The sequence below is a fragment of the Plantibacter sp. CFBP 8775 genome (assembly GCF_014839505.1).
Taxonomy (GTDB): domain Bacteria; phylum Actinomycetota; class Actinomycetes; order Actinomycetales; family Microbacteriaceae; genus Plantibacter; species Plantibacter auratus.
In genome coordinates, this window is sequence record NZ_JACYNV010000001.1 from 2615585 (window position 1) to 2636752 (window position 21168).

Below are 21168 nucleotides of genomic sequence, written 5' to 3' on the forward strand. Positions count from 1 at the left end.
TGCGTCCGTCAGTCGCGCGGGTCGAGCACGCTCGTGACCACGGCGTAGTCCGCGTCGAGCGCGACCTCGAGCTCGTCGCCGTTCTCGAGGAGGACGTCGACCTCGAACGCCTCGCCCGGGTCGTCGCTGCGGTCGACGTCGGTCACGGTACCGCCCTTCGCCTCGGCGAGCGCTGCCTTCGAGGCCGCGTCGAACTCGGTGTCGGTGAGCGGCACGTCGTCGGCGTCACGGGCGTCGCGATCATCGGTGGCCGCCGTGGTGTCACCGTCGTCGATGGCGGCGCCGCCGTCGCGGTCGGTGTTCGACGCCGCCGTGACGCGGTCGTCGTCGTCGTCCCCGAACTCGTCCACCGCGTAGGCGGCGCCGGCTCCGCCGAGGGCGAGGGCCCCGACGACGATCGCGGTGATCCACACGGGCTTCCGGCGCCAGAAGGCCGGCTTGCCGGTGGTCGCCGGGGTCGCGGGGATGGCGGTGTGGTCGGTCGCCTCGACGCGCTCGACGGGTTCGATGCGCTCGGTGGCTGCGGTGGGCTGTGTGGGATCGGTGGGCTGGGAGGCGGTGTGCTCGTTCATGTGCCCCAGACTGTCCGAGGAGCGCTGAAGCGGACCTGAAGCGAGCTGAAGCCGCGTTCAGGAAGCGGACGACGCCGGGAGCGTGACGATGAACGCCGCCCCGCCGAGCGCGCTGTCGACGAGTTCGATCGACCCACCGTGCAGCCGCACGACGTCGGCCACGATCGCCAGGCCGAGGCCCGAACCGCCGGCGTCGCGCGAACGACTCTCGTCGAGGCGGACGAACCGTTCGAACACGTGTGCGCGGGACTCGACCGGCACACCGGGGCCGTCGTCCTCCACGGAGATCCTGACGATCCGACCGTCGGTGGCGGTTCCCAGTCGGACCACGGATCGTGCGTGCCGGACGGCGTTGTCGACGAGGTTCCGCGCCACGCGGGCGAGGAGCACCTCGTCGCCGTCGACCCTCGCCGCCGCGACGGCCGCGGACTCGACGCGCAGTCCACCGGCGGATCGGAGACGAGCAGCCTCCGCCAGCAGGAGGTCGTCGACGTCGACCGTGCGCCGTGCGGCGCCCGTCGCCCCTTCGTCGAGCTTCGCGAGCAGCAGGAGCGACTCGACGAGCCCCTGCATCCTGGCGCCCTCCTCGAGGACCGTCGAGGACAGCTCGGCCGGGTCGACCCGGTCCGGGTGGAGCGCCGCCACCTCGGCGTACTGCCTGATCACCGCGAGCGGTGAGCGGAGCTCGTGCGAGGCGTCCGACACGAACCGCCGCTGCGCCGTCTGGGCGTCCTCGAGCCGCTCGAGCATGCCGTTCATCGTCCCGGCCAGGCGACCGATCTCGTCGCCCGTGGCGGGGACCGCGATCCGTCGATCCAGTTCGCCGGCCCCCAGTTCCGAGACCTCGCGGCGGATCCGCTCCACCGGCGCCAGCGCACGCCCGACGAGCAGCCAGGTCAGGCCGCCGACGAGGGCGACGAGCACGGGGACCGCGATGAGGAGGAGCATCGACACGAGTCCGACGGCGTCGTCGGTCTCCTCGAGAGAGCGGCCCGCGAAGACGACGAGGTCACGGCCGTCGATGTCGACGTCCTCACTGGCGAACAGCACCGGCTCGTCGTCGACGACCGAAACGAACACGTCACCGTCCGGGATCGGCGTCGGGAGCTCGATCTCGTCGTCCGTCCGGTCCACGACACGGCCGTCCTCGACGAGGACCAGGAGTCGACCGTCGTCCTCGGGCAGCGTCGTCACGTCCGCCGCGACCAGCTGCGCCGAGACGCTCTCGGCCTCGGCCGAGGCGCTCTGTTCGACGCCGGAACGGAGCGCCGCGGAGAACAGGCCGACGAACGCGACGGAGCCGACCCCGAGGAACAGTCCGACCGCGAGCACCGATCCCAGTGCCGCGCGGGCTCGGACCGAACGCCACAGCCGCTGTCGGGGCGCGACCGTTCCGTGCGGCCCGCCGTCAGCCACGCCCGCCCGCCAACCGGTATCCGAACCCACGCACCGTCTCGATCGAAGCCCGCTCGAAGGGGCGGTCCACCTTGTTGCGGAGATGCCCGACGTAGACCTCGACGATGTTGGGATCGCCCTCGAAGTCGTCGTCCCAGACGTTCTGCAGGACTTCGCGCTTCGACACCACCTCGCCGCCGCGTCGCATGAGGAACTCGAGGACCGCGAACTCGCGCGAGGTGAGGTCGATCGGGACGTCGCCCCGGTGGACCTGCTTCGACGCAGGGTCGAGCCGCAGTTCGCCGACCTCGAGCACCGCCGGCCGCTCCCGCGATCCACGTCGGACGAGTGAGCGGATCCGCGCGACGAGCACCGCGAAGGAGAACGGTTTGCTCAGGAAGTCGTCGGCACCGGTGTCGAGGGCTTCGACCTGGTCCCAGTCGCCGTCCTTCGCCGTGAGCATGAGGATCGGGGTCCAGTCGCCCGCGTCGCGGAGCTGCTGACAGACGCGGTAGCCGCTGAGGCCCGGCATCATGATGTCGAGGATGATCGCGTCGTAGCGGTGTTCTCCGGCCATCCAGAGTCCGTCGACGCCATTCGCCGCGACGTCCACGGCGAAGCCCTCCGCCTCGAGTCCCCTCCGAACGCCGTCGGCGAGTCGCACCTCATCGTCCACGACGAGTATCCGCATCCGGTGCGACCTCCAGGCTCCGTGCCGGTCGACGGTCGAGCGGCGCGTCCCAGTCTGGCGCGGACAAGCTGAAGCAGCGCTGAAGCGGGACGGTCCGGCGTGGACCCCCGTACGCTGGAGCGGTGCCAGTCCCCGCCGCCGCCGACCCGTGGGAGCAGTCCCTCGACGCGACGGACACGGCACCGGCGCGTCGTCGACTCCCCCTCTATGAGGCGGGCGCGATCCCTGTGCCGTTCGTCATCCGCGGCAACACCGAGCGGATCGCGCGGGACACGCACTGGGACGAGCACTCCCACCCCACGCACGAGCTCCTGTGGAACGATCGCGGCGCATCCACCGCGACCGTCGGAGAGCGCGTCTGGACCGTGACCCTGCACCACGGTCTCTGGATCCCGGCCGGTGTCCGCCACACCGGATGGACCCCGGCCGGCACCTGGCAGCGGGCCGCGATGTTCAGCGTCGACCGCGTCCCCACGATCTCCGAGCAGCCGACCGCGGTGGAAGTGACGCCCTTGCTGCGCCTCCTGCTCGACCGGCTCGGCGACGCCGAGCTCGAGGACCGCGCGCGTGCCACCACCGAGGCGGCCATCGTGGACGTGCTGGAGCCGGCCGAGCACGAACTGCTCCTCCGACTCCCCCGGTCGGCGCTCCTCACACCCATCGCCGAGCGGATGCGCACGAACCCGTCCGACACGACCTCGCTCGCCGAATGGGCCACCCGGCTGGGCGTGAGCACGCGGACGGTGACGCGCGCCTTCGAATCCGAGACCGGGTTGGGGTTCACCCGGTGGGTCGCCGCCGCGCGAGCTCAGCACGCGATCACCCGACTGACGGCGGGTGACAGCATCGACGAGGTCTCGACCGCCGTCGGGTACCGCTCGTCGACGGCGTTCGGGACCGCGTTCCGCCGCGTCACCGGCATGAGCCCCGGGCGATTCCGGAACCGCTGAGGACGGATCGATGCACCCGCGATCGGTTGTCCGATTCGCGAAGGAACACGTCGGATCCGCTCGATTGCGTCAGGGTGGGATGCCAGCTAACTTTGGTTAGGCAATCCTTCATCATCCCCTCCTCGCGTGTGACGCCGGCCGTTCACGGCCGCCATGCCCGACCCCTCGACGACGTCCTCCGACGCCGTCGTTCGTCGTGCCCGCACGCAGGTGTCAGCCAGCAGCACCCGAAAGGACCCCATGCAGCGCGCATCACGTCTCGTCGCCCTCTCCGCGGCGGCGTTCCTCACCATCGGCCTCGCGGCCTGCTCGTCGTCGTCGGCCGAAGAAGGCACCGGCAGTGGCGACGGCTTCACGCCGATCACGATCGAGCACGCCCTCGGCACCACGACGATCGACGCCAAGCCGGAGCGCGTCGCCACCGTGAACTGGGCGAACCACGAGGTTCCACTGGCCCTCGGCATCGTGCCCGTCGGGATGGCCGCTGCGAACTTCGGTGACGACGACGGCGATGGCATGCTCCCCTGGGTCGAGGAGAAACTCGAAGCGCTCGACGCCGAGACCCCGGTGCTCTTCGACGAGACCGACGGGATCGACTTCGAGGCCGTCGCCGACACGAACCCCGACGTCATCCTCGCCGCCTACTCGGGGCTCACGCAGGAGGACTACGACACCCTCACCGAGATCGCCCCCGTCGTGGCCTACCCGGAGACCGCCTGGGGCACGTCCTGGCGCGACACCATCCTCTTCAACAGCGAGGCGATGGGCATGGCCGACGAGGGCGAAGCACTCGTGACGCAGCTCGAGGACGAGATCAGCGACGCGGCGGCGGCGTACCCGCAGCTCGAGGGCAAGACCGCGATGTTCCTCACCCACGTGGACACCAGTGATCTCAGCGAGGTCAGCTACTACACGACCCACGACACCCGCACCGCGTTCTTCGAGGACCTCGGCCTCGCGTTCCCCGAGAGCGTCGCGACGGCCTCCGCCGAGACCGAGTTGTTCTCCCTGACGCAGAGCGCCGAACAGGCCGACGCGTTCAGCGACGTCGACATCATCGTGACGTACGGCGGCGACGAGCTCATCGCGGCACTCGAGGCCGACCCGCTGCTGTCGCAGATGCCCGCCGTCGCGAACGGCGCCATCGTCGCCCTCCCCGGCACCAGCCCCCTCGGAACCGCCGCCAACCCGACGCCGCTCTCGATCTCCTGGATCCTCGACGACTACCTGAAGCTGCTCGCGCAGGCGGCTGACCAGGCGGCGTGATCACCGGTACCGCCACCCCACCCGCCTCGGGTGTCGCCGTCGTGCGACGCCCGAGGCGGGTTCGTGGGCTCTGGCTCCTCGTCGCGGCCCTCGTCCTCCTCGCCGCGATGCTCCTCTCCGTCACCGTCGGATCGCGTGACGTGGAGTGGTCCGCCGTGCTCGGCGCCTTCTCGGGCGGCGTGGACGGGTTCGATCAGGCCGCGGTGGCCAAGCGCATCCCGAGGACGCTCCTCGCCGTCCTCGCCGGTGCCGCCCTCGGCGTCTCGGGAGCCGTCATGCAGGGCGTCACCCGGAACCCGTTGGCCGACCCCGGCATCCTCGGGATCAACCTCGGCGCCTCCCTCGCCGTCGTGACCGGCCTCGCGTACTTCGGGCTCGCAGCGGCGAGTACCACCATCTGGGTCGCGATCATCGGCGCCGGAGCCACGGCGGTCTTCGTCTACACGGTCGGCTCGCTCGGCCGAGGTGGCGCGACACCGCTCAAGCTCGCCCTCGCGGGCGCCGCGACGTCCGCCGCGCTCGCCTCCGTCATCACTGCCGTCGTGCTGCCCCGCGGCGACATCGCGAGCAGTGTGCGGTCCTGGCAGATCGGTGGCGTCGGTGGTGCCACCGTCGTGCAACTCGAGCAGGTGCTGCCGTTCCTGGTCGTCGGGTTCCTCGTCTGCCTGCTGTCCGCACGCGGTCTCAACTCCCTCGCGCTCGGCGACGAGCTCGCCGCCGGCCTCGGTGAACGCGTCGCCATCGCACGCGGTGCGGCGGCCCTCGGTTCGGTGGTGCTCTGCGGGGCGGCGACCGCGGTCACCGGTCCCATCGGCTTCGTCGGGCTCGTCGTGCCGCATGCCTGTCGGCTCATCGTCGGCGTCGACCACCGGTGGCTCCTCCCCTTCTCAGCCGTCGTCGGGGCGATCCTCCTCACCGTCGCCGACGTCCTCGGCCGCATCGTCGCCCGCCCCGCGGAGATCGACGTGGGCATCATCACCGCGTTGATCGGCGCTCCGATCTTCATCGCGATCGTCCGTCGGCAGAAGGTGAGCGCCCTGTGACCGAGCGCCAACCCGTCGCGGCGCCCGGGTTCGGTGGACGGACGCCCTCGACCCTCGACCGCGTTGTCGGTGGACGCCGGGGGCGCCGCCGTCGCCGGGTCGCCGTCATGACCACCCTCGCCGCACTCATCGTCGCGGTCTTCCTGATCTCCCTGATGGTGGGCAACACCTTCTATCCGCCGAGCGACGTCGTGCGTGTCGTCCTCGGTCAGGACGTGCCGGGCGCCTCCTTCACCGTCGGACGGTTGCGGCTCCCCCGGGCGGTCCTCGCGGTCATCGCCGGGGCTTCGTTCGGTCTGGCCGGCGTCACCTTCCAGACGATGCTGCGGAACCCCCTCGCGAGTCCGGACATCATCGGCATCAGCGCCGGGTCGAGCGCGGCCGCCGCATTCGCGATCGTCACCCTCTCCCTCGGCGCGACCGAGGTGTCGGTCTTCGCCATCGTCGTCGGCCTCGCCGTCGCGGTCCTCGTGTACGTCCTCGCCTACCGCGGCGGCGTCGCCGGAACCCGACTCATCCTGATCGGCATCGGTGTCGCCGCCATGCTCGACAGTGTGACGACGTACATCCTGTCGCGGGCAGCCCAGTGGGACCTGCAGGAGGCGACCCGGTGGCTGACCGGCAGTCTCAACGGGACGAGCTGGTCGCAGGTCGGTCCGGTCGTCGTCGCGCTGCTCGTGCTCGGCCCCGTCCTCCTCGCCCAGTCCAGGAACCTCGCCGCGACCCGACTCGGCGACGACACCGCCGCCGCACTCGGCGTCCGCGTCGACCGGACCCGCCTGATCGTGATCGTCGCGGCAGTCGGCCTCATCGCGTTCGCGACAGCGGCGTCGGGCCCCATCGCGTTCGTCGCGTTCCTCTCCGGCCCCATCGCCTCGCGGATCGTCGGACGCGGCGGGTCGATGCTCGTGCCCGCCGCGCTCGTGGGCGCCCTCCTCGTCCTCGTCGCCGATCTCACCGGGCAGTACCTCCTCGGCGCGCGCTACCCCGTCGGCGTCGTGACCGGAGTGCTCGGGGCACCGTTCCTGATCTGGCTCATCATCCGCACCAACCGCGCCGGTGGCTCGCTGTGACCGGCACGCCACCCGACCATCCCGGAGGCACCCTGTGACCACGGAACACCAGCTCCTCGTCGAGCGACTCGCACTCGGCTACGGCGACCGGACCGTCATCGACGGACTCGACCTCCTCGTTCCGCCCGGCCGGGTTACGGCGATCGTCGGCGCGAACGCCTGTGGCAAGTCGACGCTGCTGCGTTCGATGTCCCGCCTACTGACGCCTCGGAGCGGCCGCGTCGTCCTCGACGGTAAGGACGTGCACCGATTGCCGGCGAAGCAGCTGGCACGCACGCTCGGCCTGCTCCCCCAGTCGCCCATCGCACCGGAGGGGATCACGGTCGCCGACCTCGTCGGGCGAGGCAGACACCCGCACCAGGGCTTCCTCTCTCGTTGGAGCACCGAGGACGACGTCGCGGTCGCTGCGGCGCTCGACGCCACCGAGACGAGCGAGCTCGCGGACCGGCACGTCGACGAGCTGTCCGGCGGACAACGTCAGCGCGTGTGGATCGCGATGGCGCTCGCGCAGCAGACCGACCTGCTCCTCCTCGACGAACCGACCACCTTCCTCGACGTGAGCCATCAGGTGGAGGTGCTCGACCTCCTCACCGACCTCAACCGTTCCCGCGGGACGACCATCGTCATGGTGCTGCACGACCTGAACCTCGCCGCACGTTACGCCGACCACCTCGTCGCCCTTGCCGGTGGGCGCCTCCATGCGGCGGGGACACCCCACGAGGTGCTGACGGAGTCGACGGTGCGCGCGGTGTTCGGACTGCAGAACCAGGTCATCACCGACCCGACCTCGGGCAAGCCGCTCATGCTGCCGATCGGCCGTCACCACGTGACGGTCTGAACGGGGGCGTCACCGTCGACCGCGTCTAGGCTGGGCGCATGGGTGATGAGGACCGCAGGAAGCGAGCCGCCGAGCAGGAGGCCCGGGCGCTGCGGGCGCTCGAGTCCATCAGGAACGGCGGCGATCTCGGCAAGGAGACCCTCGACCTCTCGAACGAGTACTCCGACGGACTGCGCACCCGCGTCGCAGCGTGGTTCCGAGGCGCGAGGCGCCGGAAGGACTGAGCGCCCTCAGTCCGCCTGCTCCGGGTGCACCGGGTAGTGGCTCGTGATGGAGACGCGGTTGAAGGCGTTGATGACGATCGCCAGCCACCGGACCGCGGCGATCTGACCGTTCGTGAGCGTCGACAGGTCGTCGTCCGGCAGTCGCCGGCGATGCTGCACGTCTGCGATGAGGGTGACGTCCTCGGTGATCGCGAGTGCGGCCTGCTCCACCGGGCTGAAGTACTCGCTGTCGCGCCAGGCGGACAGGATGGCGAGGCGTTCCGTGGTCTCGCCGAGCGCGATCGCGTCAGCGACGTGGAGACGCAGGCAGTACGCGCAACCGTTGATCTGCGAGGCCCGGATCCGGATCAGCTCGATGAGCCGCTTGTCGATGCCGGCGTCGAGAGCCGCGCGACCCGCGGCGCGGCCGGTCTCGACGAGCGCCTGATAGACCTCGGGTGATTCCTTGTCGAGCCAGACGTCGGCGCTCATGGGGTTCCTCTCGTCACTGGGCGGGTGCGGTCCCGCAGACCACTCCTCCAACGCTAACGCGCGTGGCGGGAGGACGTCAGCGTGGACGGTCTCGGTGATGCGTCACCGCGGCGGGATGTCCTGGCGCGTGACCGGCTCCGCCGGTGCGTCGCCGTGGGGTCGCAGTTCCACCCGACGAATGCCGCAGGCGGCGCACCGGAGGTAGCGCAGCGACCCCTCCGAGGTGGTGTGCGCCGACTCCGTCGCCCAGATGTGGCGGCAGGCGTCGACGGCGTTCGGCGACGGTTCGGAGGACTGCGGGGGTGCGTCGAGGAGGGTCATGACTCCACCATGATGTAATGGCGTTATGCATCTCAACCCTTACGGCTCGTACGCCGTCCTCCTGGCCGCTTCGCTCGCGAACGACTGGCCCGACGACCGGGACGTCATCGTCGCCCGCACCCGGGAGCACGGGATGACGATGCCCTTCACCGAGGTCCCCCATGACCACGCCCGCGTCCGCCGGGTCGTCGACGAGTGGCTGACCGTCGTCGACGCGGCAGACGATCAGGCCAGGGCGGCCGCGCTCAACCGTCAGATGGCCGCTGCGGCCGCGTTCCCGCGGCTGACGGACCACGACGGTGAGGGGTGGCACCTGCACTACCGCGACGAGCACCAGGCGCTCCCCGAGGTCCTCGGCGCGGTGATCAGCGTCGGGACCGCCCTCCACCTGACGACGAGGGGGATGCAGCGTCTCGGTCGGTGTGCCGCGGGGACCGAACCCGGCGACACCTGCCGGCGGGTCGTCGTCGACGTCACCCGCAACGGTCGTCAGCGCTACTGCTCGGTGCGGTGCGCCAACCGGTCGGGCGTCCGCAGGCACCGCGCACGCGCGGGCGGCTCAGGCCGCTGATCGGGCGTCGGGCAACAGGAACCAGACGCTCGCTCCCCCGAGCCCCGACTCGTCGATCTCGATCCGGCCACCGTGCGCCTCGACGATGCGTCGACAGGTCGAGAGGCCGATGCCGAGGCCGGCGACCTCGCTCCCCGCCGCGCGTTCCATGAGGTCGAAGACGCGCTCACGCTGCTCCGGAGCGACACCAGGACCGTTGTCCTCGACCGCGACCAGCACCCCGGCGGAGACCCGCTCGGCCTGCACCAGCACGTGCGGGACGACTCCGGCGGCCGCACTGAACTTCACCGCGTTCGCGATCAGGTTCTGCAGCAGCGCGCCCAGCAACGTCTCGTCGCCGTGCACCTGGAAAGGCGTGTCGACGTCGACGGTCGCGCCGGTCGAGGTGATGGTCGCATCGAGGTCCTCGACCACCGAGGACACGAGCGGCCCGAGGTCGATCGGGGCGCGTCGCGGACGGGCGCCACCGATCCGGGCGAAGTCGAGCAGGTCGGTGATCATCGCCGCCATCCGATCGGCGGCGGACTCGGCTCGCGCGAGCGCCTTCGCCGCGTGCGGCGCGTTCGCCATCTCCGGGCTGTCGGTCGCGAGCTCGAGGAACCCGGAGACCGCCATGAGCGGGTTGCGCAGGTCGTGGCTCACCTGGCCGGCGAACTGGGCGAGCTGCTCGTTGGACTGGCCGAGCTCGTAGGTGAGGCGGAGCAGCTCGAGGACGTCGACGACCTGCCTCGCGAGGAGGTCGAGCGCCTTGCCCTGTTCCGGAGTCAGCTCACGGACCCGGTCGTCGAAGATGCACAGGGTGCCGATCGGGACGCCGTCGGGGGTGACGAGCGGGCTCGATGCGTAGAAGCGGACGTTGGCGAGCTCACCGGTGACGAAGGGGTTCGCCGCGAAGCGCGGGTCCTCACGAGCGTCTGAAACGATCGTCCGCACCTGCTGTTGGAACACGACCGCGCACATCGAGTCCTCGCGCGAGCAGCTCGCCGGTTCCAACCCGACTGCAGCGATCTGGTGCTGGAACCGGTCGTCGATGATGTTGATGACGGCTGTCGGCACGCCGCACATCGCCGCGGCGAGGTGGACGAGGCTCTCGAGGTCCGTCTCGGGCGGACGACCGACGACCTGGTATTCGGCGATCGCGGAGCGCCTCGTGATGTCCTCTGCGGTGATCACGCGCGCCCTTTCGTCGTCGGAATCCGGAACGTGTCCATGCTACCCATCCAGGGCACATGCGCTGCCCCGACTGTCGGATACGTCCGGGATGTCCCACTCGCCACCCGGACGGTCGACCGTCGCTCAGGCGAGCTGCAGGCGCCTCCAGGCGAGTTCGGCGAGCACCGCGGCCTGCAGGTCCAGGACGTCGTCGTCGAACACCGCGCGTTCGGAGTGCAGGGCGACGGAGCCCTCGTCCGAGGCGGCACCGACGAAGACGAGCGTGCCGGGGACCTCGTCGAGGATGTAGGCGAAGTCCTCCGATGCCATCGACGGCACCTCCTGGCGGACGACCCGGCCTGGCCCCACGAGTGCGTCGAGCGTGCTGAGGACGAACCGCGTCTCCTCCGGGTCGTTGACGGTGACGGGGTAGGACGCGATGAACGTCGACTCGAGGGTGCAGCGGTGCGCCTCGGCGATCGCGGTCAGCAGCTCAGGCAGCTGCTCACGCACCGTCTCGAGCGTCGCCTTCGACAGTGTGCGGATGTTCGCCTCCAGGCTGACGGCCGAGGCGAGCACGTTGCTGGCCTCGGAGTCGCTGCTCAGCCGGGTGATGGAGATGACGGCCTGGTCGGTGGCCGGAAGCCGACGGGCCGCGAAGGTCTGCACGGCGAGGATGAGGTGTGCGGCGACCGGCACCGGATCGACGGCGAGGTTCGGGAACGCCGCGTGACCGCCCGTCCCGCGGAGGGTGAGCTGCAACGCGTTGGCACTCGCCATCATCGCGCCCTCGCGCGTGACGAGCTGCCCGCGTGGGGTGCTGCAGTCGACGTGCAGCGCGTACGCCGCGACGGGTCGCTCTCCGGCGATGTCGAGCAGACCTTCCTCGAGCATGATCCGCGCGCCGGCCTGGCCCTCCTCCCCGGGCTGGAACATGAACACGACCGTGCCGGCGAGGTCGTCGCGACGGGCGACGAGCAGGCGGACGGCGCCGAGGAGACCCGCCATGTGGAGGTCGTGGCCGCAGGCGTGCATGGCCCCGGAGGTCGACGCGAACGGCAGCCCGGTCGCCTCGGTGACCGGCAGACCGTCCATGTCGGCACGGAGCAACACGGTGGGGCCGGGGGCACCGCCCCGGAGGACGGCGACGACCGAGGAGAGTCCGGTGCCCGTCGTGATCTCCAGGCCGAGACCCGCCAGTTCGCGCAGGATGATCCCTTGGGTGGCGGGCAGGTCGAGGCCGATCTCGACAGTCTGGTGCAGTTCGCGTCGGACGGCGATCAGCTCGTCGCGCATCGCGGTCGCGTCCCCCTGGAAGCCGGTCATGAGCGGACCCCCTCGTCCTGCGGCGAGCGCCGGTACACCTGCTCGCCGCGGATCCAGGTCTCGGCGACCCGGACGGTGGCGATCTCGTCCGCGGGGACGGAGAAGACGTCGCGGTCGAGGACGGCGAAGCTGCCGTCGTACCCCGTGGCGATCCGGCCGACGCTGTCGAGCGGCGAGAGCAGGCCGGCTCGTCCCGTGTACAGCAGGAGCGCCTGGGCGACGCTGATGGCTTCCTCGGGGACGAAGTCGGCGCCGTTGTAGGCCTGGCGTCGGACGGCGGCCTCGACGGAGAGCATGACATCGTCGGCGCCGCTCCAGGCGGTGGCCGGGCGGTCGGAGGAGAGCGCGAGCGGCCCGATGGTGCGGAACAACCGGGCGATCGGGTAGGCGTCGGGGACCTGTTCGGCGCGCAAGGCGAGCTCGTAGCCGTCGTATTCGGCGAAGAAGAACACGGTGTGGGTGGCGATCCCGAACGTCATGCGCGCGGAGCGGAGCCGTTCGGCGTACTCCTCGCTGATGATGGTCGCGTGCTCGATGCGGACGGAGGGGATGCCCTCGAGCCAGGGTTCCTGGTCTTCGAAGAGGCTCGCGACGCGGTCGAGGGCGCGGTCGCCCATGGCGTGCACGGCGAGCTGGACGCCGTTGCGGCGAGCCCAGGCACCGGCTGTGAGGACGTCGTCGTCCTCGACGAGTCGGAGTCCGTGGTCGCAGGATTCGGGATACGGTTCGGCGACCCAGGCGGTGCGGTTCGAGTAGGCCCCGTCGAGGACGACCTTCACCCCGCCGATGCGGATCCGCCCCTCGCGATCGCCCGGGGTCAGCTCGGCGAGTGGCGCGGAGGGGTCCCAGCCCGGGTAGAGGGCGACGCGGGTGCGGAGCCCCTTGGCGGCAGCGGCGCGGAAGGCGTCGAGGGGGTCGTGCAGTCGGTTGGACAGCAGGTCGCACACGGCGACGATCCCTCGCGAGGCCAGTTCTTCGCCGATCGCGACGAGCGAGGCGACCTGCTCGTCGCGTTCCGGCACCGGGATGAACCTGGCGACCGCCTCGACCGCGGCGATCTCGGTGAGGACGCCGTTCGGTTCGCCGTCCGGTCCGCGTTCGAAACGCGCACCGGCCGGGTCGGGCGTGGTGGCCGTGATGCCCGCGAGGCGGAGCGCCGCGGTGTTGCAGACAGCGGAGTGGGCGTCGCAGCGCCAGACGAGGACGGGGCGTTCTGCGGACACCGCGTCGAGGTCGGCCGTGGTCGGCATCCGCCCCTCGGGGAACTTCGTGTCGTCGAACCCGCGGCCGAGCACCCAGGCGCTCGGCGCGGTCAGCGTCGCCTGGTGCTCTCGCAGCCGCTCCACGAGTCCGTCGATGGAGACCACCGACGGCGGGAAGCACTCGGCGGCCACGGCGGTGGCGGCCATGAGCGCCGGGTGGGTGTGGCTGTCGATGAGGCCGGGGAGCACGGTGCGTCCGCCGAGGTCGACCGAGGGTTCCCACGCGACCGCGGACGCCTCCCCCACCCAGTCGAAGCGGCCGTCGACGATGCGGAACGCGGAGGCGAAGCCCGTCTCGTCGGTGCCGGTGAACACCCGGGCGTTCGTGAAGAGCTGCGAGCGGGTCGGCGTCGCGGTGGGTTGCGGTGTCACGGTGGGGGTCTCCGTCTCAGCTGCCATCAGATCGCGCGCCAGGTGAAGCGACCGCCGAGCAGCGTCGCGGCGACCGGCATCGACCGCAGCCGCTCGGCGTCGGCGTCGAACGGGTCGAGGTCCGTGATGACGAGGTCGGCGGGCTGCCCGACCGCGATCGACGTCCGGACGCTCGCGGTCAGGGCCACGTCCAGCGGGAGCCGTTGCTCGGGGTGCCAGGCGTCGCGGCCGTCGCGACTCCGGCTCGTCGCGGAGGCGATCGCCTGCCACGGGTCGAGTGGCGAGACCGGAGCATCCGAGCCGAGCCGGAGGCCGACGCCTGCGCGGTGCAGGGATCCGAACGCGAACGCGCGACCCGTGCGGCCGCTCCAGTGGCGGTCGGCGACATCGCGGTCGTCCATCGCGTGCTCGGGCTGCACGCTCGCGATGAGCCCGAGGCTCGCGAACCGGGCGAAGTCCTGCTCGCGCACGAGCTGGGCGTGCTCGATGACGCCGCGCATCCCGAGCGCTTCGAAGGTGTCGAGGACCTCGGTGTTGGCTCGGTCGCCGATCGCGTGGACGGCAGCCTCGATCCCGGCGCCCCTCGCTCGTTCCAGCAGTCGGCGGAGCTCGTCGACCGAGACGCTCTCGACCCCGCAGGCGTGCGCACTCGACGGGTCGACGCCCGGATACGGGTCCCAGCACCAGGCGGTCCTCGTGTTGAGGGAACCGTCGACGACGACCTTGAGCCGCCCCATGGTGAGGAGTCCGGCCGGGTCGATCGCGTCGCCGGTGCGGAGTCCCGCCGCGATGACCGACTCCAGACGGTCGGGCCACGCAGCGGCCTCGATCCGCAGGCTCGTCGCGCCGTCCGCGATGCGCTCGGACCACTCGCCGAGATTGTCGGTGTTCTCGAACTCGACGACCCCGACGACACCGCGTCGGGCTGCCGCGTCGGCGGCGTCCCGGTAGGCGTGTGCGGCGAGCCCCGAGCGCTGGTCGATCCGCTGCAGCGCCTCGATCCACGGTGCTTCGGCGACGACCCCGCTCGCGTCGAGGTCCAGGCCGAGTCGTCGCGCGGCGCGCGTGTTCATCCAGGCGCAGTGCAGATCGCCGCTGACGAGGACGACGGGTACGTCCGATTCGGTGGCCTCCAGCGCGGCGAGCGTCGCCGGCTGCGCCCACAGGCCGTCGCGGAACCCGTACCCCATGAGGAACCCGTCGGTGAGGGGTGCATCGGTGTCGACGGCGCGACGGACGGCCGCGAGGACGTCGGCCGCGCTGGCGGTCTCCGTCAGGTCGATCCGTCGCCGCTGGATCACCCACTGGGTCATGTGGACGTGGGCGTCCCAGAGCCCCGGTCCGATCGTGCGTCCGGCGACGTCCACGACCTCGCCGGACGCCGGGGCCGTCCCTGCCGGTCGGATCCCGGCGATCCGACCGTCGCGGACGAGGATGTCGACGGGCTCGCTGCCGGAGGGTCGTGCGTTCCGGAGCGTGAGGTCGGTCGCGGTCACCGTGCCGGTGTCCCGTCGTCGGTGGTCGGTGCCGCTGTCCCAGAGTCGAGCCCGTGGAGGGCCGCCATGCGGGCGGCGAGGCTCGGGTTCCGGTACGGACCCGGCTCCCCGAGCGCCGTGATCACCCGTTCGACGACCTCGGCCGGCTTGTCCTGGCTCATCTTCTCCTTGGCCTCGAACCGGGTCACGCGCAGGCGGAATCCGACCGTCCCATGGACGATGCGTGCCGCGTACTCGCTGTTCGCGATCGTCCCGTTCATGAGGTACGGCTCGGGCAACACGCGCTCGAAGTGGGCGACGAGGCGGTCGAGCACCTGCAGGTTCTCCTCGTCCGAGAGCAGTTCGGGCACCCCGTACAGGTGCGCGACCGCGAAGTTCCAGGTGGGGACGGCCGGCGACGTGTCGTACCAACTCGGCGACACGTACCCCTGGGGGCCGTAGACGATCACCATGGCCTCGTGCTGACCGAGCTCGTGCAGTCGCTCATCGGGCCGCCCGACGTGGCTGAGGAGCACGATCCCGTCCTCGTCCTCCTCGAGCAGGACCGGATAGTGCGACGAGACGAGCCCACGACCGGGGACGTGACTGACGACCGTCGCCCAGGGGTACTCGCGCACGAGTGCGCGGACCGCTTCGACGTCGTCCTGGACGTACTCGGTGGTGTGCCTCATCTGCCGCCTCCTGCGGTGCTCGGGGTGTCGACCGCGGACGCTGCGGCCGCCAGGGCCGTCGCCACGTTCGACGGGGCTCCGACGCCCCGGACGCGCGCCAACCAGGCGGTCGTCGCGGCGAGGGCCCCGAGGTCGAGCCCGGTCTCGATCCCGAGCCCGTGGAGCATCCACACGAGGTCCTCGGTTGCGAGGTTACCGGTGGCGCCCTTCGCGTACGGGCAGCGACCCAGGCCACCCACGGAGGAGTCGAACTCGGCGACGCCCAGCGAGAGCGCCGCGTACACGTTGGCGAGTCCCTGCCCGTAGGTGTCGTGCAGATGCAGTGCGACCGCCTCGACCGGGATCCCGGCGGCGAGCACGTCCCGGACGACCCGGGTCGTGAGCCCGGGCGTCCCCACCCCGATCGTGTCGCTGACGGCGACGGTCGAACACCCGGCGCGGTACAGCCGGACGGCGGCCTCGACGACCGTCGCCGGATCGACCGCACCCTCCCAGGGGTCCCCGAACGCCATCGACACGTAGCCGCGCACCGGGACGCCCTCCGCGGTCGCGGTGGCGACGACCTCCTCGGCCCGTTCGACGGCCCCCTCGCGCGAGGTGTTGAGATTGGCCCTGGCGAACGACTCCGACGCGCTCACGACGACGGAGACCTCCCGGACACCCGCGTCGATCGCCCGATGGAGGCCGCGCAGGTTCGGCACGAGGCCGACCGCCCGCGCACCCGTCGGCACCTCGAGGCCAGCGACGAGCCGTTCCGCATCCGCGAACTGCGGGATCCAGGTGGCCGGCACGAAACTCGTCACCTCGAGGTCCCGCGACCCCGCCTCGTACAGGCGCCGACAGAGCTCCGCCTTCACCGCCGTCGGCAGGATGTCCGTCTCGGCCTGCAGCCCGTCGCGCGGCGCCACCTCGTAGACGCGCACCCGCGTCGGGAGACCGTCGACCGGTTCCATCCGGGGCTGCGGCAGGCCGCTCATGCCGAGGTCCCCCGGAGCTCGTCGAGCACCTCGCGTGCGTACTCGACCCGGATCCGACGGTCAGCGACGATCCTCGCCGCGACCGCCCCGATCTCGTCCACGGTCGCGCCGGCGCTCGCCGCGATCGTCCGGGCGTGCAGGGTCATGTGGCCGCGCTGGATGCCTTCGGCGGCGAGCGCCCGACACGCGGCCAGGTTCTGGGCGAGGCCCACGGAGGCGATGACCGCCGCGAGTTCCCGAGCCGTCTCGACGCCCAGGAGGGTCACGCCCGCCTGCGCCGTCGGATGTGCCTTCGTCGCTCCACCGACGAGTCCGACGGCCAGTGGGACCTCGACCGTGCCGACGAGGTTCCCGTCGGCGTCCTGCTCGAACTGCGACAGCGCCGAATAGCGACCAGACCGCGCCGCGTGGGAGTGGCAGCCGGCCTCGACCGCCCGGGTGTCGTTGCCCGTGGCGAGGACGACGGCCGTGATGCCGTTCATGATGCCCTTGTTGTGCGTGGCCGCCCGGTACGGGTCGGCCTCGGCGAACGCGCTCGCGGCGACGATGTCGGCGACGACCTGCGCACCGCCGAGGAGGTCGGCGTCGAACACCGCCCTGGCACGGGTGATGCGCTGGTCGGCTTTGTTCGTGAGGATCCGCAGGAGGGTCCGCGATCCGGCGATCTCGGCGATGCGGGGCGCGATCGCCTCGGCCATCGTGTTCACGGCGTTCGCGCCCATGGCGTCGCGGACGTCGACGTGGAGGTGGACGATGACCTGTGTCCCCACCCGCGTCGGCAGGATCCGCACGTCGATGTCGCGGGCGCCGCCGCCGAAGGAGACGAGGATCGGGTCGAGCTCGTTCGCGAGGGCGAGCAGTTCGTCGCGGGCCTCGAGGACGCGGAGCCGCGCGCTGTGCGGGTCGACGGCGTCGAGGATCTGGATCTGCGCGATCATGACGTCGCCCGACGACGACGTCCGGAAACCGCCGTGCACGCGCGCGATGCGGGCGGCGTTGGATGCCGCGGCGACGACGCTCGGTTCCTCGGTCGCCATGGGGACGAGTCGATCCTCGCCGTCGATGGTGAAGTTCGTCGCGACGCCCACCGGGACGGCGATGACGCCGACGACGTTCTCCACGAGGTGGTCCGCCTGGGCGATCGACAGGCCGGTGTCGGGTCGCAGTGCGGCGAGCGCCTCCGCCGCGATCCCGGCCCCCTCGGCGACGAGGTCGAGCCGCTCGTCCGGCGTGTGGTCGCGCAGCCCCTGGATTCGGCTGTTTCTCGGCATGGGTCGCCCTTCGGTACAGGCAGACACCGGATCCTCGGTGCTGCGGTCAAGACGACCCTAGGAGCGGTGATCGTCGACGACGATGGGCGGATGACTCAGCGGATCGGCGATCGTGTGGGCGGATCCCACACCCCGCTGGACCGGCCATCGCTTTAGACTCCTGAGGGACCAGTCAGGAGACCCGATGCGAGAGCCTGCCGACGTGCGAACGGCCACCGACCTCGTCGACGCCGAACCCCACGACACCGAGCGGGAGCTGATCCGGCTGCGACGCCGCGAGCACGAGCTCTCAGCCCTGTTCTCGAGCGCCCGCGAACTGGCCGAGCTCCGCGACAGCGACGCCGTGCTCGCCAGACTCGTCCAGCGCGCCCACCAGATGATGGGCGTCGATCTGGCCTACCTGTCCGAGTTCGACCCGGTCACCCACGAGTTGCGCGTCCGCGAGACGAGTGGCTCCGTCAGTCCGTCGTTCCAGACGCTGCGCGTCCCTCCCGGGCGCGGGCTCGCGAGCGTCGTCGTCGAATCGCGCACGGCCCAGTGGGTCGCGGACTACTCCGACTACTCGACCGATCGACACGAGCGGGGCATCGACGACGCGGTCGCAGCGGAGGGGCTCGTCTCCCTGCTCGGCGTGCCGATGCTCACGAGCGACGACGTCCTCGGCGTCCTCTTCGTCGGCAACCGCGACCGGAAGGACTTCTCCCCCGACGAGGTCGCGCTCCTGGCGGCGCTCGCGGACCACGCCTCGGTGATCCTCCAGACCACGCAGACCCTCCGCGACCTGCAGGACTCCGAGGACGCCAGCCGACGGAACCTCGCGGACCTCACCGCCCACCTCGTCGAACGCGACCGGGCGAACACCGTCCACCAGGAACTCGTCCAGGCGGTCCTCGCCGGGGGCGGATTCGCACCCGTCGCGGACACGCTCGCGACGGCGCTCGGCCGTGCGGTCGCCGTGACCGACGCGCAGGACCGGGTGATCGCGGCAGCCTGGCTCCCGCTCTCCCCCGGGATGCTCGACCTCGACGACGTCACGCGCGCGGCCATCACCGACAGCCGTCGCTCGGGCCACTGCGTCCTGGTCGCGAGCGGCGGTGTCGGAGCGGTCGCCGCCCTGTCCGCCGGCAGCCGGCACTTCGGCGCCCTCATCCTCGGTGACGGCGACTTCGAGCTCGGCGCAGTGGACCTCCGCACCGTCGAACGCGCGGCGCAGGTCGCTGCGCTCCTCGAGCTCCAGCAGGAGGCGGCCTCGGGTGCCGACCACCGCGTCCGCAGCGAACTCATCGCCGACCTCCTCGACGACGTGCCCGAACGGCGATCCGACGTCGAACGACGCGCCAGGCGCCTCGGCATCGACCTGCACGAACTCGACTCCCTGCTCCTCCTCGCCGTCCCGGGAGACCAGCAGACCACCGCCGCCCGAGCGCTCAGCCGCCGACTCGACGACCATGCGCTCGTCGGCGAGTACCGCGGGTACGTCGTCGCCGCACACGCCTCCGGCCGTCAGCCGCTCGACGCCGACGCCGTCCGCCGACACGTCGCCGGCAGCATCCAGCACCCCGTCGTCGCCGTCGTGCCCCGCACCGCTCCCGACGCCCTCACCTCCGCGTTCACCAGCGCGATGCGCACCGCCAGACTCATCGCTGCACTGGAACTCTCGGACCTCACCGCATCGACCGACGACTTCCTGCCCTACTCCGCGATCTTCGACACCGATGCGCGGGCGCTCGCGGACTTCCTGCGCGACACCATCGGACTCGTCCGGCGCTACGACGCCGAGCGGAACGCCGACCTGCTCGGGACGCTGCGCGCGTTCGTGCGGAACAACGCGAGCCCCACCCGCACGGCGCGCGCCCTGAACTTCCACACGAACACGATCCTGCAGCGGCTCGACCGGCTGGACCAGGTCCTCGGAGCCTCCTGGCGCGAGGACGAGCGCATGTTCCGGCTCGGCATCGCCGTCCGCCTCGACGAGCTCCGCGAGCAGTTGCAGGCCGGACGGTAACCTGCAGCACTCGGACCGGCCCGCTCCACGCCGAGCTCCGGATCAGCTCGCGGAGGTCGGCATCGGTGAGACGCGGTCGGCGCTGCGGGCGTGGGACGGGGCGAAGCTCGAGATGTCGTCGCTCGTCTCCCCGTCGAGCGCGAGCTCCGCGAGGATGCGTCCGAACGCGGGCGTGAACTTGAAGCCGTGACCGGCGGCGAGGGCGACGATGACGTCCGGGTGCTCCTCGAGCGGGCCGAGGACGAAGTTCCGGTCCGGGGTGAGCGCGTACTGGCAGGTCACCGTGCGGAGCTCAGGGCCCGACGCCGGCACGAGGTCCGCCATGAAGTCGGCCAGCTGCCCGGTGAGCTCCGGCGACGGGACGAAGGTGCGCTCCGCCGGCGACATGCGGTTCTCCGAGACGTCGCGTGCGGCCTTCACCGTCGGTTCCCCGAAGGTCGGGAAGCCGTAGTAGCACTCCTCGTCCTCCCAGATCCACACCGGGAACCGCTCGCGATCGAGCTGCCCGGCGTCGGCCGGGCGGAAGTAGGTGACCTGCTCCTGCATGACGTCGAGCGGGATCGCCGCGCCGAGGGGTTCGAGCAGCTCGTTGGCCCAGGCATCGGCGGCCAGGACGACCTTGCCGGCACGCACCGGGCCGCTGGAGGTCTGCACCACGACGCCGGATCCATCAGGGGTCAGCGCGTCGACCCGGGTGCGGTCGCGGATGTCCGCACCGAGCGCCCGAGCACGGAGCTGCAGCGTCGCGACGGTGCGCGCGGCGTGCGCGATGCCGGTGTCGGCGGTGTAGACCGTCTCCACGTTCTCGGGGATCCGGAACTGCGGCCACCGCGTCTGCACCTCGGCCGGCGTCAGCAGCTCGTGCGGGACCCCGCACTCCTCCAGTGCCGCGGTGAAGTCGGTGGCCGAGTAGGGCCCGTCGACGGGCAGGAAGATGACCCCGCCGGTGATGGTGAGCAACCGCTCGCCCGACTCCTGCTCGAGGTCCGCCCAGTCACGGTAGGCAGACTGCGCGAGTCGCACGTACTGCGGTGCGCCGTAGGACGTCCGGACGATCCGCGAGGTGTCGTGCGAGGCGCCGCGGACGTGCCCGAGTTCGAACTGCTCGAAGGCGACGACCTTCGCGCCCCGACGGGCGAGGTGGTAGGCGGCGGCACTGCCGAGAGCTCCCATACCGACAACCGCGACGTCGAACGATTCCATCCGGTGGTGCTCCCTCAT

The 21168-nt window shown here is 71.4% G+C and carries 21 protein-coding genes; 8 read left to right on the forward strand and 13 right to left on the reverse strand.

Annotated elements, in window-relative coordinates; translation table 11 throughout:
- Positions 1 to 8 precede the first annotated feature (8 nt).
- Genes IFR14_RS12330 through IFR14_RS12340 form a run of 3 tightly spaced genes read right to left on the reverse strand, consistent with a single transcriptional unit; the run spans position 9 to position 2658 of the window.
- Complete coding sequence (locus IFR14_RS12330) at positions 9 to 572, reverse strand: hypothetical protein (protein WP_191941155.1); 564 nt, start codon at positions 570 to 572, stop codon at positions 9 to 11.
- Between the two features lie 57 nt (positions 573 to 629).
- Complete coding sequence (locus IFR14_RS12335; RefSeq protein ID WP_241160899.1) at positions 630 to 2018, reverse strand: sensor histidine kinase; 1389 nt, start codon at positions 2016 to 2018, stop codon at positions 630 to 632.
- Positions 1981 to 2658: a response regulator transcription factor gene (locus tag IFR14_RS12340; protein WP_079706060.1), complete on the reverse strand. Its 678-nt coding sequence runs from the start codon at positions 2656 to 2658 to the stop codon at positions 1981 to 1983. Before IFR14_RS12340 ends, IFR14_RS12335 begins: the two co-directional genes overlap by 38 nt.
- A 122-nt stretch (positions 2659 to 2780) precedes the next feature.
- On the opposite strand from IFR14_RS12340, the gene IFR14_RS21405 reads away from it, so the two are divergent.
- From IFR14_RS21405 to IFR14_RS12370, 6 genes are all read left to right on the forward strand, one after another.
- Entirely contained in the window at positions 2781 to 3608 is an 828-nt protein-coding gene (locus IFR14_RS21405) for a helix-turn-helix domain-containing protein (protein ID WP_124769439.1), read from the forward strand.
- 240 nt (positions 3609 to 3848) lie between these two features.
- The gene (locus IFR14_RS12350) at positions 3849 to 4874 is read left to right on the forward strand and encodes an iron-siderophore ABC transporter substrate-binding protein (protein ID WP_079706331.1); all 1026 of its coding nucleotides are present in this window, start codon (positions 3849 to 3851) and stop codon (positions 4872 to 4874) included.
- A complete protein-coding gene (locus tag IFR14_RS12355; RefSeq protein WP_236555586.1) occupies positions 4874 to 5917 on the forward strand; it encodes a FecCD family ABC transporter permease in 1044 nt (347 codons plus the stop codon). The genes IFR14_RS12350 and IFR14_RS12355 overlap by 1 nt, the downstream gene beginning before the upstream one ends.
- Positions 5914 to 6990, forward strand: a complete 1077-nt coding sequence (locus IFR14_RS12360; protein WP_241160900.1) for a FecCD family ABC transporter permease — start codon at positions 5914 to 5916, stop codon at positions 6988 to 6990. The genes IFR14_RS12355 and IFR14_RS12360 overlap by 4 nt, the downstream gene beginning before the upstream one ends.
- Positions 6991 to 7024: 34 nt before the next feature.
- Positions 7025 to 7828, forward strand: coding sequence for an ABC transporter ATP-binding protein (locus IFR14_RS12365; protein WP_124769441.1), 804 nt, complete (start codon positions 7025 to 7027; stop codon positions 7826 to 7828).
- Positions 7829 to 7866: 38 nt separating this feature from the next.
- A complete protein-coding gene (locus IFR14_RS12370) occupies positions 7867 to 8052 on the forward strand; it encodes a hypothetical protein (protein ID WP_085514378.1) in 186 nt (61 codons plus the stop codon).
- 6 nt (positions 8053 to 8058) lie between these two features.
- On the opposite strand, the gene IFR14_RS12375 is transcribed toward IFR14_RS12370, so the two are convergent.
- Together IFR14_RS12375 and IFR14_RS12380 are read right to left on the reverse strand one after the other, a co-directional pair.
- Positions 8059 to 8523, reverse strand: coding sequence for a carboxymuconolactone decarboxylase family protein (locus IFR14_RS12375; protein WP_079706065.1), 465 nt, complete (start codon positions 8521 to 8523; stop codon positions 8059 to 8061).
- 102 nt (positions 8524 to 8625) lie between these two features.
- The gene (locus IFR14_RS12380; RefSeq protein ID WP_124769442.1) at positions 8626 to 8844 is read right to left on the reverse strand and encodes a hypothetical protein; all 219 of its coding nucleotides are present in this window, start codon (positions 8842 to 8844) and stop codon (positions 8626 to 8628) included.
- Between the two features lie 25 nt (positions 8845 to 8869).
- Here IFR14_RS12380 and IFR14_RS12385 point away from each other — a divergent pair, with 25 nt between their 5' ends.
- Positions 8870 to 9415 (forward strand): CGNR zinc finger domain-containing protein, encoded by a 546-nt coding sequence (locus tag IFR14_RS12385; protein WP_191941156.1) that lies wholly within the window; start codon positions 8870 to 8872, stop codon positions 9413 to 9415.
- Here the strand turns inward: IFR14_RS12385 and IFR14_RS21410 are convergent.
- From IFR14_RS21410 to IFR14_RS12420, 7 genes are all read right to left on the reverse strand, one after another.
- Positions 9404 to 10588, reverse strand: coding sequence for a sensor histidine kinase (locus IFR14_RS21410; protein ID WP_124769444.1), 1185 nt, complete (start codon positions 10586 to 10588; stop codon positions 9404 to 9406). The two genes, IFR14_RS12385 and IFR14_RS21410, sit on opposite strands and share 12 nt — an antisense overlap.
- A gap of 123 nt (positions 10589 to 10711) precedes the next feature.
- Positions 10712 to 11893, reverse strand: coding sequence for a M20 metallopeptidase family protein (locus tag IFR14_RS12395; RefSeq protein WP_191941157.1), 1182 nt, complete (start codon positions 11891 to 11893; stop codon positions 10712 to 10714).
- Complete coding sequence (locus IFR14_RS12400) at positions 11890 to 13554, reverse strand: amidohydrolase (protein WP_191941158.1); 1665 nt, start codon at positions 13552 to 13554, stop codon at positions 11890 to 11892. The genes IFR14_RS12395 and IFR14_RS12400 overlap by 4 nt, the downstream gene beginning before the upstream one ends.
- Positions 13554 to 15023: an amidohydrolase family protein gene (locus tag IFR14_RS12405; protein WP_191941159.1), complete on the reverse strand. Its 1470-nt coding sequence runs from the start codon at positions 15021 to 15023 to the stop codon at positions 13554 to 13556. The genes IFR14_RS12400 and IFR14_RS12405 overlap by 1 nt, the downstream gene beginning before the upstream one ends.
- Positions 15020 to 15694, reverse strand: a complete 675-nt coding sequence (locus IFR14_RS12410; protein ID WP_191941160.1) for an FMN-binding negative transcriptional regulator — start codon at positions 15692 to 15694, stop codon at positions 15020 to 15022. The genes IFR14_RS12405 and IFR14_RS12410 overlap by 4 nt, the downstream gene beginning before the upstream one ends.
- Positions 15691 to 16671 carry a hydroxymethylglutaryl-CoA lyase gene (locus IFR14_RS12415; protein WP_191941161.1) on the reverse strand — a complete coding sequence of 327 codons (981 nt, stop codon included), beginning with the start codon at positions 16669 to 16671 and terminating at the stop codon, positions 15691 to 15693. The genes IFR14_RS12410 and IFR14_RS12415 overlap by 4 nt, the downstream gene beginning before the upstream one ends.
- The gene (locus IFR14_RS12420; protein ID WP_191941162.1) at positions 16668 to 17942 is read right to left on the reverse strand and encodes a hydroxymethylglutaryl-CoA reductase, degradative; all 1275 of its coding nucleotides are present in this window, start codon (positions 17940 to 17942) and stop codon (positions 16668 to 16670) included. Before IFR14_RS12420 ends, IFR14_RS12415 begins: the two co-directional genes overlap by 4 nt.
- Positions 17943 to 18144: 202 nt before the next feature.
- Here IFR14_RS12420 and IFR14_RS12425 point away from each other — a divergent pair, with 202 nt between their 5' ends.
- Positions 18145 to 19947 (forward strand): GAF domain-containing protein, encoded by a 1803-nt coding sequence (locus IFR14_RS12425; protein ID WP_198425043.1) that lies wholly within the window; start codon positions 18145 to 18147, stop codon positions 19945 to 19947.
- A gap of 42 nt (positions 19948 to 19989) precedes the next feature.
- On the opposite strand, the gene solA is transcribed toward IFR14_RS12425, so the two are convergent.
- The gene (solA, locus tag IFR14_RS12430) at positions 19990 to 21150 is read right to left on the reverse strand and encodes an N-methyl-L-tryptophan oxidase (protein ID WP_191941164.1); all 1161 of its coding nucleotides are present in this window, start codon (positions 21148 to 21150) and stop codon (positions 19990 to 19992) included.
- Between the last annotated feature and the right edge of the window lie 18 nt (positions 21151 to 21168).